Origin of the sequence: Micromonospora haikouensis (assembly GCF_000876225.1) — a bacterium.
Classification (GTDB): domain Bacteria; phylum Actinomycetota; class Actinomycetes; order Mycobacteriales; family Micromonosporaceae; genus Micromonospora; species Micromonospora haikouensis.
This window is the reverse complement of sequence record NZ_JXSX01000003.1, coordinates 2,115,254-2,129,193: the sequence shown is the minus strand read 5'-3', so window position 1 is coordinate 2,129,193 and position 13,940 is coordinate 2,115,254. Positions and strand designations below refer to the sequence as shown.

Sequence of the window (13,940 nt, the reverse complement as noted above, 5' to 3'; positions counted from 1 at the left end):
GCCGATGCCCCGGGCGCGACCGCCAGCCGCCGGCCCCGCCGGCCCGTGGCTGTCGGGAAGCCGCCACGCCCTCCGAAGGAGCCCGGCCGCGCCGCCCGTTGACGGGCGCTGCAGGCCGTCGACGGGCGTGGCCGGGCCTCTGAACGGGCGTGGCCGGGCCGTCGACCGGCGCCTCGGGCTCCGGGCCGTCGGCGGTCACGCGGCCGGTCCGCCGGGCAGCGCCGGCGGGCATCCGTCAGGCCGTCAGGCCGGCCGCCGCCACTCGTCGGCGAGGACCGACCAGATGTCGATGTCGACGCGCCCGCCCGGCCCGGGGACCGCCTGGCGCAGCGTGCCGTCGCGGCGCATGCCCAGGCGGCGGGCGACGGCGATGCTGCGGGCGTTGCGCGGGTTCGTGCGCCACTCGACCCGGTGGATGCCCCGCTCCCGCACCGCCCAGTCGACGATCAGGCCGGCGGCACAGGTGATCAGGCCCCGCCCCTGCGCGGCCGGCTCCAGCCAGCAGCCCGCCTCGCACACACCGAGCGCGGTGTCGAACGAGACGAACATGACCCCGCCGACCAGCGTCGGCTGCTGCGGGGCCGGCCCCGTGAGCCAGATCCCCCAGATCCCGCCGGCGTCGCGGGCCCGCGCGTCGGCGTAACGCTGCAGGACGGCCCGCGCGGACGCGAGGTCGGTGGCCACGAACGACGGTCCCACCCAGGGCGCGATGTGCTCCCGGGCCCGGTCGAGGTGGCCGAGGAACTCCTCGGCGCGCCACGGCTCCAGCGGACGCAGCTCGGCGTCGGCGGTCAGGGGGCGAGCGAACACCGAACCTCCGGGGGGCGCGGGGCGGACCGGTCCAGCAGACCATACCCGGGCGCGCGGCCACACCCGGCCCACCCGGAACGGCCGGAACAGCAGGAACGGCCGGAGCAGCCGGCAGCGGGGGGCAACGCCGCCCCGGCGCTCGCGCCTCGGAGACGACCACCGGCCCGACGCCTCGGCCGCGGGAACGACCGCCGGTGCCGGCCCCCGGGCCGCCGAGGGCCGGGCACACCACGCAGCGTCAGTCGTGCAGCGGGTCAGTCGCGCAGCAGGTCGGCGTGGGCGGCGCGGAGCCGGGCCAGCGCCGGGTCGCTGCCGGGGGCGACCCGGCGGTCGAGCTCGGCCCAGACCTCGGCGAGCGCCTCGGTGACGGCCCGCAGCTCGGCGGCGTGCCGCCGGCTGCTCTGCCGGTGCGACTCCTCCAGGCGGCGGGCCCAGCCCGCCGTCACCGTGGCGAGCCGGTCGGCGTCGGCCCGCGCCTGGGCCGCGCTGCGGGCGGCGGAGGCGGGCACGATCGCGGCGATCGGGCGGGGGTCGCCGTCGCGGGTGACCAGGGTGACCGTGTCGGTCAGCTCGGCCATCGCGACGAGCTGGGTCAGCCGGGTGCGGGTCTCGCGCAGCGACAGGGCACGCGGCGGGGTGGGCTCGTGAGCCAGTGCGGGAGCAGCCATGACTCCATACTGCGACCGGGGTATGACAAGAACCGTCCACGGTGGCCGGTGGAGGGCTACCCGGCCGCCCGGACGAGGATGTCGACGTACCGGCGGCACCGCTCGGCGACGGTCGACTCGTCGTACAGGTCCGTCGAGTACTCGACGACGCCGAGCAGGCCGCCGCCGGCGGGGGTGAGCATGATCGACCAGTCCCGCCGGGCGCAGTCCAGCCCCTGGTCGGTGACCTCCGCCGCCAGCCCCGGCAGGCGCAGCGACGGCATCCCCGGGTTCCAGGTAAACAGCGCACCGGCGAACGGCGGCGGGTCACCCATCCGCCAGCCGGCGTCCACGGCGGCGTAGAGGGCCGGCAACGGGGCCGGTTGGTGCCGCACGGCGGCCAGGAACACCGCGTCGAACCGGGCCGCCAGCTCGGTCAGGGGCTCGCCGTCGCGCAGCACCAACCGCACCGGCAGGGTGCCGGTGAACAGGCCGACCACCGCCTCCAACTCCCGGCGGTCCCGGTGCGCGTACGGGCAGGTCAGCAGGACGTCACTGGTGCCGGTCAGCGCGCCGACGAACCGCGCGTAGGCGGCGGCGAGCAGCGGGAACAGCGTCAGGCCCGCGTCGGCGGCGAGCCGGGTGAGCCGGCCGGTCAGCGCGGCCGGCAGCGTGAAGGCGTACTCCGCGCCGACGCCCGAGGGCACGGCCGGGCGGGGCCTGTCGGTGGGCAGCGCGGCGGCCGGGGGCAGGTCGGCTAGCGTCTCCCGCCAGTGCCGCAGCACCTCCGGCGGCACCTCGGCCCGGCGCTGCCGGCGCGCGTGCTCGACGTAGCGCAGGGCAGGGACACGCCCAGGCGGCGCACCCGCGTAGGCCCGCGCCAGCTCGTCGAGGAGCTGGAGCATGGACCAGCCGTCCCCGCACAGGTGGTGCACGACCATCGCCAGCACCCACCGGTCGTCGGCCAGCCGGGCGAGCCGGGCCCGCAGCCACGGCCCGTCGGGCGGGAACGACTCCCGGCCGACCGCCACGCACCAGGCCCGCACCGCGTCGGCGTCGGTGGCCGCGAGGTCGACCACGGGCACCGCGACCGGGCGGTGCGCCAGCACCTCCTGCACCGCCCCGCCGTCGCCGGCCACGACCCGGGTACGCAGCGCCTCGTGCCGGGCCACCAGGGCGTCGACCGCCGCCGTGAGGGCGGGGACGTCGAGCGGGCCGGTGAGGTCGACGCGTACGGCCATGTGCACGGCCGCCGGGTTCGGGGCCTGGCGCTGGCGGTGCCACATCAGCTCCTGCTGGTACGTCGCCGGCGCCCGGCCGGCCGGGTCGAGGGCCGCGGCCATCGCCCGCACCCCCGGGCTGCGCAGCACCCGGTCCACGCCGACGTCGACGCCGAGCGTCTCGCGCAGCCGGTTGGCCAGCCGCACCGCGCCCAGGGAGTCGCCTCCGGCGGCGAAGTACGAGACGTCCAGCGGCACCCGGGACACGCCCAGCTCCGCGCACCACGCGTCGTGGACGAGCCGTTCCACGCCCGGCTGCGGCTCCTGGCCGGCGGGCGGCGCGGCGGGCGGGGGCAGCCGGGACACGTCGACCTTGCCGGTGTCGCCGACGGGCAGCGCGTCCAGTACCACCCAGGCGCGGGGCACCAGGTGCTCCGGCAGCCGCTCCCCCAGCTCGGCGGCCAGCCGAGCGGTGCGGGCGGCCGGCGGTCCGGTGCCGTCAGCGGTGCCGGTGCCAGCGGTGTCGGGGACGACGTACCCGACGAGGTACGGCTCGGCCCGGTCGTGCCGGGCGACGACGGCGGCCTGCCGTACCCCCGGCAGCAGGGCCAGCGCGGCGGCCGCCTCGCCCGGCTCCACCCGGTGCCCGGCGATCTTCACCTGGTCGTCGACCCGGCCGCGGAACTCGACCGTGCCGTCGCCGCGCAGCCGCACCAGGTCGCCGGTCCGGTACATCCGGGCCCCCGGCTCGGCGGCGTTCGGGTCCGGCAGGAACGCCGCCGCCGTCGCGCCGGGCCGCCCCAGGTAGCCCCGGGCGAGGCCGGTGCCGCCGACGTGCAGCTCGCCGACCGCGCCGGCCGGCACCGGCGTCCCGTCGCGGCCCAGCACGTAGAGGCGGCGGTGGTCCACGGGACGGCCGATGTCGATGGGGCCGGTCCCGGCGGACGGCACCGGGCCGGCGGTGGTGACGATCGCGGCCTCGGTCGGGCCGTAGGCGTTGAGGACCTCCGCCGGGTACCCGGCGGGCGGCCGGCGGCGCAGCTGGCTGCCCCCGACCACCAGGGCCCGGACGGCCGGGGCCGGCGGCACCGCGAACACCAGCTCCGCCAGGGGCGCCGGCAGGTAGGCAACGGTCACCCCGGCCCGCCGCCACCAGTCGACGAGCCGCGCCGGGTCCGCGCGCATTCGCGACGGTACGAGGTGCAGGGTCGCCCCGGCGGCCAGCGTCGGATGGATCTCGGCGAGGTTCGCGTCGAACCCGAGGCCGAGCGCGTGCGCCACGGTGTCGGCGCCGGTGAGGGCCAGGGCGCGGACGTGCCAGTCCACGACGTCCACGGCGGCGCGGTGCGGCACGCCGACCAGCCGGGGGCGGCCGGTGGAGCCGGAGGTGTACACGCACCAGGCGAGGTGGCCGGGACCGGCGGCGTCAGCGGGGTCGGGCAGGCCGGGATCGGGGTCGGGCGGGCCGGGGTCGCCGGGCCGGTCCACCAGCAGCCGCGCCACCAGGGCGGCCCCGGCGTCGGCGGCCCCCGGGGCGGGTTCGCCGGCGCCGGTCTCCGCGAACGGGTCGGCGACGTCGGCGGCGGTCAGCAGCAGGCGGGCACCGCTGTCGGCGAGCAGGTCGCGCAGCCGGGCCGCCGGCAGGTCCGGGTCCAGCGGCAGGAACGCCGCTCCGGCCAGCAGCGCGCCGAGCTGCGCCGCGACCAGCTCCGCCCGGCGCGGCAGCAGCACCGCCACCAGGTCGTCCGGGCCGACGCCGTGCGCCGCGACCCGGCGGGCCAGCTCCCGCGCACGCTCCCGCAGTTCCCGGTACGTCCACCGCCGCGGCCCGTCGACCACGGCCACCGCGTCGGGGGTCCGGTCGGCCTGCCGGAGGAACAGGTCGTGCAGCCGGTCGGCGGCGGGGGCGGGACACGGGCCGACCGGCCGGGCGGCGGGGTCGTCGAGCCGGGCGGCCAGCCGGGACAGGGGCTCGCCCGGCGCGCGGGTCGACACGTCGAGCAGCCGGTGCAGGTGGTCGAGCAGCCGGTCCACGGTCGCCCGGTCGAGCACGTCGGTGCGGTACTCCACGTGGCAGCGCAGCGTCTCGCCGTGCGACACGTAGACCATCAGGTCGACGGGGGCCTTGGCCAGGCCCAGCGGCAGCGGCTCGGCGGTGACGCCCGGCAGGTCGAAGGCGAACGCCCCGGGGCCGCTCTCGTACTCGACCACCACGTCGAACAGGGGGTGCCGGCCGGCCTCCCGGTGCGGGGCCACCGCCTCGACCAGCGCGTCGAACGGGACGCCGTCGTGCTCGTACCCGTCGGCGGCGGTGACCCGCACCCGGGCCAGCAGCTCGCGGAAGCTCGGGTCGCCGGTGAGGTCCAGCCGCAGCGGGAGGGTCCGCACGAAGAACCCGACCAGGCCGGCGGTCCGCTCGTCCCGGCCGCTCGTGCCGGTGCCGATCACCAGGTCGTGCTGGCCGGTGAACCGGGACAGCAGCACCCCGAACGCGCCCAGCAGGGTGGTGAACGGGGTGACCCCCTCGGCGCGGCCGAACCGCCGGACCCGCTGCGCCAGCTCGGCGGGCAGCTCGCGGAAGACGCTCTCGCCGGCCGCCGACGGCAGCGCCGGGCGGGTCAGGTCGGAGGGCAGGACGAGGGTGGGCGGGGCCGGGTCGAGCTGGGCCCGCCAGTAGGCCAGGTCCCTGTCGTCGGGTCCGCCGTCGCCGGCCGCCGCCAGCTCCGGGTAGGTCACCGGCAGCGGGGGCAGCTCCGCCGCGACGCCGGTCAGCCGGGCCCGGTAGCGGGCCGAGACCTCGTCCGTCAGCACGGCGTACGAGCCGCCGTCGGTGGCCAGGTGGTGGAAGGCCAGCACCAACACGTGCCGGGTGGCGGAGAAGCGCAGCAGGGTGAAGGCGAACACCGGCCCGGCCGCCAGGTCGAACACCCGGCGGCTCTCGGCGGCCAGCGCGGCGCGGACCGCCTCGTCCTCGGCCCCGCCGGTGTGCTCGCGCACCGGCAGTTCGACCGGCACCCGGTCGCGGACGACCTGCCGGGGCTCCCCGTCGACCTGCGCGTAGTGGGTGCGCAGCGGGGCGTGCCGGTCGACCACGTCGCGCAGCGCGCCCCGCAGCGCGGCGTGGTCGAGCGGGCCGACGAGCCGCACGGCCGCCGCCTCGTTGTAGGCGGGGGTGCCCGGGTGCAGCCGCTCCATCAGCCACAGCCGGCGCTGCGCCGACGACAGCGGCGCGGTCCGCTCGCCGCCCCGGTGCGGTGGGTCGGCGGGCCGCCACGCCCGTGCGGCGGCGGGCTCCCGCGCCGGGTCGGCGGCGGTCGGCCCGGCGGCGGGCCGGCGCGGGGTGGCCCGGCGCAGCGCGTCGAGCACGGGCAGGCCGGCGCGGACGGCGTCGGCGGGCAGTCCGAAGTCGACGAAGCAGGCGATCTCGTCGGCCCCCGCGTCGAGCACCGCCTCCACCACGGACCGGCAGCTCTCCGGTGAGCCGATGAGGGCCCGCTGCGCGCAGTAGCGCTCGTACGCCCGCGACAGCACGAACCGCACGTCCTCGTCGGGGGTGCCGGCCAGGTCGATGTTCATGCCGAGGCTGTTGACCACCTGCCCGAGCAGGCTGAACGAGGAGCGCAGGTACGCGCAGAACGGTTCGAACGCCTCGTCGCGGGCCCGCTCGGCGTCCTCCCCGAGGTAGGTGTGCAGCAGCACCACCACGCGCCCGCCGGCCGGGTCGAGGCCGTGCTCGGCGCGGGTACGCCGGTAGAGCGCCACGTTCTCGGCGAGGCTCGCCACGTCCTGCGTCATCAGGTTCGTCACCACGCCGACGTCGCGGCGGGCGGCCTCCCGGTAGCTGTCGGGGTTGCCGACGATCGCGGTGAACACCGGCGGCTCGGGCTGCACCGGGCGGGGGAACAGGCGCACGTCGAGCGCCTCGCCGCTGCCGGAGCGCGCCGGCACCGCCTCCCCCCGCCACAACCGCCGGACGGTCTCCAGGTGCTCGTACATCACCTGCTTGTGCCGGCCGAAGTGCTCGGGGTGGAAGACGAAGTCGTTGGCGTGCCAGCCCGGCGCGCAGCCGAGCCCGATCCGGCCGCCGGAGAGGTTGTCCACCATGGACCACTCCTCGGCGACCCGGACGGGGTGGTGCAGCGGCAGCACGACCGAGCCGGCGTTGAGCCGTACCCGCCGGGTACGGGTCGCGAGGGCGGCGGCGAGGACGGACGGGTTGGGGAAGAGGCCGCCGAAGGAGTGGAAGTGCCGCTCGGGCAGCCACACGGCGTGGAAGCCGTGCGCGTCGGCGAACTCCGCCGCATCGACGATGACGGCGTACTTGTCGTCGCGGTCCTGGTTGGGGTAGTCGCCGAAGAAGTAGAGGCTGAAGTCGACGGTGTCGGGCACCGTCGCCGCCGCGACGGCGGCGGGACGCGGGCGCGCGGCGACCGGCGCGGGCGCGGGGGGCGGCGGTGCAGGGGCCGGAGCCGGGGGCGCGGGTGCCGGAGCCGGTGGCTCGGGGGCCGGTGGCGGCGTGGCGGCGGGCGGGTTCGCCGGCAGGCCGGCGGCGACGCCGAGCAGGGCGAGCTGCTGCCGCATCAGGTCGAGCTGCTGCCGGACGACGCCGACCAGCTCGCCCGGCGCCGGCCGGTCGCCGTCCCCGGCCGGTCCGCCCTCGGCGGCGGGTGGGGACGCCGCCGGCCCCGTGGCGTCCGGGCGGGTCGGCGGCGCGGCGGCGGCGGTGATCGCCGTGGCCAGCCGGCGTGGCGTGTCGACGGTGGTGAACAGGTCCCGCACCGGCACCCGGACGGCGAAGTCGCGCTCGATCTCCCGGGACATGGTGATCAGCAGGAGCGAGTCGGCGCCCAGGGCGAAGAAGCCGGTGTCCGGATCGACCTCGGCGGCAGCCAGGCCGAGCCGCTCGGCCGTCAGCGCCCGCACCCGCTCCAGCACCGCGCCGTCCGCCGACCCCGCCGGGGACGCCGGAGATACCGGAGATGCCGGAGATGCCGCCACCGCCGCGTCCGCGCTCGGGTCACCGACGAATGCCGGGGCGGCGGCAGGAACCGGGGCGGCGGTGACCTCCGGGGTGGCCCAGAAGCGGCGGCGCTGGAAGGGGTAGCTGGGCAGCGTCACCCGGCGTCCGCCGTGGCCGTCCGCGAGCGCCGACCAGTCCAGCGGCACGCCCGCGACGTGCAGCTCCGCCACGGCCCGCCACAGCCCGGCCGCCGGGTCGAGCCCCCGCCGTTGCGACGGCACCCAGCGCGGCCCCGCGCCGCTCGCACCGACGGCGGCTCCGGTCGTGCCGGCGACGGCTCCGGTCGTGCCGGCGACGGCTCCGGTCGTGCCGGCGAGGGCGGTGAGCACGCCGTCCGCGCCCGCCTCGACCACCGTCGCGACCCCCTCGACAGCCAGGGTGGACACCGCGTCGTGCCAGCGCACCGGCTCGCGGGCGTGCCGGCACAGGTGCTCGGCGTCGGGTCGCCAGCCGGGCGGGCGGACCCGGCCGTCCAGGGCGCTGACCAGCGGCAGCCGGGTCGGCCGGAACTCGACCGCGGCGGCCAGCTGGCGCAGCGGGCCCAGCACCGGCGCGACCGCCGCCGAGTGGAACGCCCGGTCGACGGATAGCCGCCGGGTCGCCACCCCGAGCCGGGCGGCCCGGTCGGCGGCGGCGGCGACGGCGTCGGGCGGGCCGGCGAGGACGTGCTGCGTCGGCCCGTTGACCGCCGCCAGCTCCAGCGGCGACCCGGTGGCCAGCGCGTCCACGGTCGGCCGGTCGGCCAGCACCGCCAGCATCGCGCCGGGCGGCAGGTGGTCGGCCATCAGGCGGCCCCGGTGGGCGGCAAGCCGCACGGCGTCGGCGAGGGAGAGCGCGCCCGCGACGACCAGGGCAGCGTACTCGCCGACGCTGTGGCCGAGGACGTGGTCCACGGGCAGCCCCCACGAGCGCCACAGCTCGGCCAGCGCCACCCCGGCGACGACCAGCGCCGGCTGGGCGACGTCGGTGGGCCGGCCGGTCGCCGGGCGGTCCGCGCGCAGCAGGGCGACGAGGTCGCCGCCGACCGCCTCCCGGTACGCGTCGGCGGCCTCGTCGAGCACCGCCCGGACGACCGGGAAGCGGGCGGCCAGCGGGATCAGCGCGTCGCGGACGTCGCCCTGGCCAGGGAAGGCGAGGGCGACCGGTCCGGCGGCGTCCCCGCCGACCTCGCCCGTCACCACGTCGGCGGGCAGGCCGGCGGCGTGCCGGTCCAGGGCGTCGGCGAGCGCGGCGGTCGAGCCGCCGAGGGCGACGAGCCGGTGGCGCAGGTGCCGGCGGCCGGTGCCGGCGGTGCGCACCACGTCGGCCAGGGCCGGCTCGGGGTCGGCGCGCAGCCGGTCCCGGTGGCGCAGGGCGAGCGCGGCCAGCGCGGCGGGGTCGGCGGCGGAGATCGGGAGCAGCCCGGGGACCCGGTCCGACCGGTCGGCGGCGCGCGGCGACGGGGGCGGCGGCTGCTCGACGATGACGTGGGCGTTGGTGCCGCCGACGCCGAGGGCGCTGACGGCGGCGCGCCGGGGCACCCCGCTCGCTGGCCAGTCGACGGCGGCGGTGGTCACCGTGAACGGCCCGTCGGCCAGGCCCAGCGCGGGGTTCGGCCGGGCGAAGTTGATCTGCGGCGGCACCCGGCCGGAGCGGACGGCGAGCACGGCCTTGATCAGCCCGGCCATGCCGGCGCAGCTGTCCAGGTGACCGATGTTGGCCTTCACCGAGCCGAGGAACGCCCGCGCGGACGCGTACGCCTCGGCCAGCGCGTGGTGCTCGACGGGGTCGCCGAGGGTGGTGCCGGTGCCGTGCGCCTCGACGTATCCGATGGAGGCGGCCGGCACCCCGGCGTCGCGCAACGCCCGCCGGACGGCGTCGACCTGCCCCGGCACCCCGGGTGCGGTCCAGCCGACCTTGCCCGCCCCGTCGTTGTTGACGGCCGAGCCGAGCAGCACCGCGTGGATGCGGTCGCCGTCGGCGAGCGCCCGGTCCAGCGGCTTGAGCACCACCGCGGCGACCCCGTTGCCGCCGACCGTGCCGTCGGCGTCGGCGTCGAAGGGCCGGCACCGGCCGGACGCCGACAGGATCGACCCGGGGGTGTGCCGGTAGCCGGTGACCTGCGGGACGTGCACCGCCACCGCGCCCGCGACGGCGACGTCGGCGTCACCGGCGAGCAGGGCGCGGGCGGCCAGGTGCACCGCGACCAGCGAGGTGGAGCAGGCGGTCTGCACGGTCACGGCGGGTCCGGTCAGCCCCAGCCGGTACGCGACCCGGGTGGCCAGGAAGTCGGGCTGGTTGCCCAGGGCCGCGCCGATGGCGGTGGCCGGGTCGGCGGAGGCGACGGCCTGCGGGAGCTGGTGGCGCAGGTAGGTGTGGTGCGGGTACAGGTTCATCCCGCCCCCGGCGAAGACACCGATCCGCCGGCCGGCGGCCTCGCCGGGGCAGCCGGCGTCCTCCAGGGCGTGCTGGCAGGTCTCCAGGAACAGCCGGTGCTGCGGGTCCAGCAGCTCGGCCTCGCGGGGGCTGATGCCGAAGTAGCCGGCGTCGAAGCCGGCGACGTCGTCCAGCACGCCGCTGGCCGCGACGTATCCCGGGTCCCGCGCGAGGTGTTCGGGCACCCCGGCGGCGGCCAGCTCCGCCGGGGTGAACGTGCGGACGCTCTCCACCCCGGCCAGCAGCGCCGCCCAGAACTCGTCGACGTCCGCCGCGCCGGGGAAGCGGGCGGCCATCCCGACGACGGCGACCCGCCGGTCCGCCGGTCGCCGCGCCGCCTCGGGGGCGGGGGCGGGGGCGGGGGCGGGGGCCGGGCCGGCGGCGGAGAGGTGCGCGGCGAGGGCGTCGACGGTCGGGTGGGCGAACAGCACGGGCTGCGGCACCGGGCGGCCCAGCGCCTCCTCCAGCCTGGCCCGCAGCGCGACGATCTCGACCGAGCCGACGCCCAGCTCGTAGAAGGGCCGGTCGGCCTCGACCGGTCGGCCGAGGACGTCGGCGAGCACGGCGTGCACGACGGCGCGGACCGCCGCCCGGCCGGGGGCCGCCGGGTCCGCCTCCCCCGCCGGGGCCGCCGCCGGCCCGTCGGCGGCGGCGTCGCCCGGCCGGCCCGGCGCGGGGAAGGCGTCGGCGAGGAACCGGCGGCGCAGCTCCGCGCGCCGGATCTTGCCCCCGGTGGTACGGGGAAGGTCGGCCTCGCCGACGATCACCACCCGTCGCGGGGTGAGCTGCCAGCGCCGGGCCACCGCCGCCGCCACTGCCCCGGCCACCCGCCCCGCCGCCGGCCCGGTCGCCGCGTGCGGATCAGCGGGAGCGACGGCGTCGTCCCCCTCGGGGTCGGTGACGGCGAAGACCACGAGGGCCTCGGTGCCGGTACGGGCGTCGGGCACCCCGACGGCGGCGACGAGCCCGGCGCGCACCCCCGCGACGGTGGCGGCGACGCGCTCGATCTCGTGGCAGGGGATGTTCTGCCCGTTGAGGATGAGCAGGTCCTTGGCGCGGCCGGTGACGGTCAGCGCGCCGTCGCGCAGGTAGCCCAGGTCCCCGGTGTCCAGCCAGTCCCCGTCGGGGAACGCGGCGCGGTCGGCCTCGGGGTCGCCGAGGTAGCCGGGGGTGACCCGGGCCGAGCGCACCTGCACCCGGCCGACGCGGCCCTCGGGCTGCACCACACCGTCCGTGTCGACGATCCGCAGGGTCGCCCCGGGCGCGGGCCGGCCGACGGAGAGCAGTTCGGTGACGTCCTCCCCCTCGCCGGCCCCGTCCTCGACCCATTCGACGTCGCCGTCCAGGCTGGTGGTGCGGACCACCTGCCGGCAGCCCGGCTCGGTGAACGACGCGAAGGTGATCCCCGTGGACGTCTCCGACATCCCCCAGGCCGGGGTCATCGCCGCCGCCGGCACCCCGGTCGCGGCGACGAACGCGCGGAAGGTCTCCGGCAGGCACTGCTCGCCGCCGCTGACCATGCGCCGGATCCCGCCCAGCTCCCAGCGCCGGCCGCCCGGGGCGCGGGCCACCGCGTCGGCCACCAGCCGCAGGCCGAAGTTGGGCGACCAGCCGTGGGTTACCTCGTGGCGGGCCATGAGGTCGAGCCAGCGCGTCGGGTCCGCCAGGACCAGCCCGGTGGCGACGTGCACGGAGGACGCGCCGAGGAACACCCCGCCGAGGTGATAGAGGAGCAGGCCGGCGACGTGGTCCAGGGGCAGCCAGTTGAGCAGCACGTCGCCGGGGCGCACGTCGAGCAGCACGCGGGCGCCGACGGCGTACTCGGACAGGCCCCGGTGGGTCAGCGGGATGATCTTCGGGGTGCCGGTGCTGCCCGACGACAGTTGCAGCAGCGCCACCGCGTCGGGCCCGGGCTCGGCGTCGGCGGCGGGCGGCTCCCCCGCCGGATCCGCCGCCGGGTGACCCGCCGCAGGACCCGCCGGGGTGGCCGCCGCCAGCTCCGCGACGTCGATCACCCGGCCGGCCAGCGGCAGCCCGGCCAGCCCCGCCGCGTCCGTCGCCCCGGCGAGCACCACCGGGGCGTCGAGGGCCCGCCAGGCGTGCAGCAGCGCGGCGACGGCCGGGCCGTCCGCGTCGTACCCGGTCGGCGCGCCGACGGTCAGCGGCACGACGCCGCCGAGCACGCAGCCCCAGAACGCCGGCCAGTAGTCCACGCCCGCGTCGACCCGCAGGATCGCCGGCGAGCCGGGGGCCACCCCCCGCGCCCGCAGGCCGGCCCGCACGGCGCGGGCCCGGGCGAGCAGCGTCGCGTGGTCGAGCAGGGTGTCGGTGCCGTCCTCGGCCACCACGCGGATGCCGGCGTCGGGGAAGTCCCGCGCCGCGCGCCGCAGGGCCGCGCCCAGCGTCCGGGGGTGCTCCGGGTCGACGGGCAGCTCGCCGCCGTGACTGACGGCGGGGCGGCGGGGCGGGCTGGCGGTCGTCACGGCGTCACCTCGGCGGTTCGGGGGGTCGACGGGCCGTCGTGCCGGTCGGCGCGGTCGGCCGGCGGGTCGCGTCGGTCGGAGGGGCGCACCGTCTGGGCGAGCAGGAAGGCGAGGGCCACGGCGCAGGCCACCCCGTGGGCGACGGCGACGACCGTGAACGGGGCCGCCCGGTCGAGCGCGGCCGAGCAGCCGATCATGCCCAGGCCGAAGCCGGCGTTCTGCGCCGCGCTGGCGAACCCGAACAGCCGGGCCCGCCGGGACTCGTCGACGCCCTGCAGCCGCGTGGTGTAGCTGATCTCGGCGTAGCCGTCGGCCGCCCCCGCCGCGAGTGTCAGGGGGATCAGCAGCCACAGCGGCGGATCGGTGAAGGCGAGCACGAAGAACAGCGACATGAGGCAGGTGGCCACGCCGAAGGCGCGCGGCGAGCCCACCTGACCGGTGCGGGCGGCCAGCCGGGCGCACCACCGGCCGGCGGCGAGGCTGCCCACCGCCCACGAGGTCAGGAACACGGCGGCGTACGCGGCCGGCGAGTCGGGGCGGACCAGGCTGGCCTGCACCGGGATGCCGACGTTGTGGGCCGCCGAGCCGAACGCGTCGGCGGCGCGTACCCCGATCATCGCCACCACGACCGGCGCGACCGACCGCAGCACCCCGACGCCCGCCCAGGCCCGGGGCCCGGTGGGCGCGGCGGGCCCGGCGGCCTCCGGCGCGGCGGCGACCGGCCGGCGGGCCGGCACCCGGGCCAGCAGCCCGGCGGAGAGGGCGTAGGTGCCCGCGTCGAGCAGGAACGCCACCTCGTAGCCGAGCCCTGCGACCAGGACGCCGGCCGAGGCGAAGCCGAGCAGCATCGCCACCGACCGGGCCGCGACGAGCCGGGCGTTCGCGCGGGCCCGCCGCTGCGGCCCGGCCAGGTCGGGCAGCTCGCTGCGCAGCGCGACCCCCCACAGGGTCTGCCCGCAGCCGAGCACGACCGCGAGCGCGTAGAGCGCCGCCAGGCGGGCCCCGGCGGGGGCGGCCACCAGCAGCGCCAGGGTCGCCGCCGAGAGCACGTCCGCGCCGATCATCAGGCGGGTGCGGCGGTAGCGGCCGGCGAGCAGCCCGCTGACCGGCCCCATGAGGAACCCGGCGGCCAGCCGGACGGCCATGAACAGGCCGGTCTGCGCGGCGGAGCCGGTGAGCTCCAGGGTGAACAGGCCCAGCGCCACCAGGTTCAGGTAGCTGCCGTAGGTGGAGACCGCGTGGGCGGCCACCACCAGCCGCAGGTCACGCGCCGCGCGCCCCGCGTCGGCCGCCTTCGCCACTGAGTGTCCCCGTCACTGTCGTCTCCCCCGGTGCCGACGATCTT

Annotated in this window: 4 protein-coding genes; all 4 read right to left on the bottom strand. The window is 78.6% G+C overall.

Going from position 1 to position 13,940, the window contains the following annotated elements; genetic code table 11:
- Positions 1-243: 243 nt before the first annotated feature.
- Positions 244-810 carry a GNAT family N-acetyltransferase gene (locus TK50_RS30420; RefSeq protein WP_043968976.1) on the bottom strand — a complete coding sequence of 189 codons (567 nt, stop codon included), beginning with the start codon at positions 808-810 and terminating at the stop codon, positions 244-246.
- A gap of 254 nt (positions 811-1,064) precedes the next feature.
- Entirely contained in the window at positions 1,065-1,478 is a 414-nt protein-coding gene (locus tag TK50_RS30415) for a hypothetical protein (RefSeq protein ID WP_043968975.1), read from the bottom strand.
- 56 nt (positions 1,479-1,534) lie between these two features.
- Positions 1,535-12,595, bottom strand: a complete 11,061-nt coding sequence (locus TK50_RS30410; RefSeq protein ID WP_052504016.1) for a hybrid non-ribosomal peptide synthetase/type I polyketide synthase — start codon at positions 12,593-12,595, stop codon at positions 1,535-1,537.
- Positions 12,592-13,896 (bottom strand): MFS transporter, encoded by a 1,305-nt coding sequence (locus tag TK50_RS30405; RefSeq protein WP_052504015.1) that lies wholly within the window; start codon positions 13,894-13,896, stop codon positions 12,592-12,594. The genes TK50_RS30410 and TK50_RS30405 overlap by 4 nt, the downstream gene beginning before the upstream one ends.
- Between the last annotated feature and the right edge of the window lie 44 nt (positions 13,897-13,940).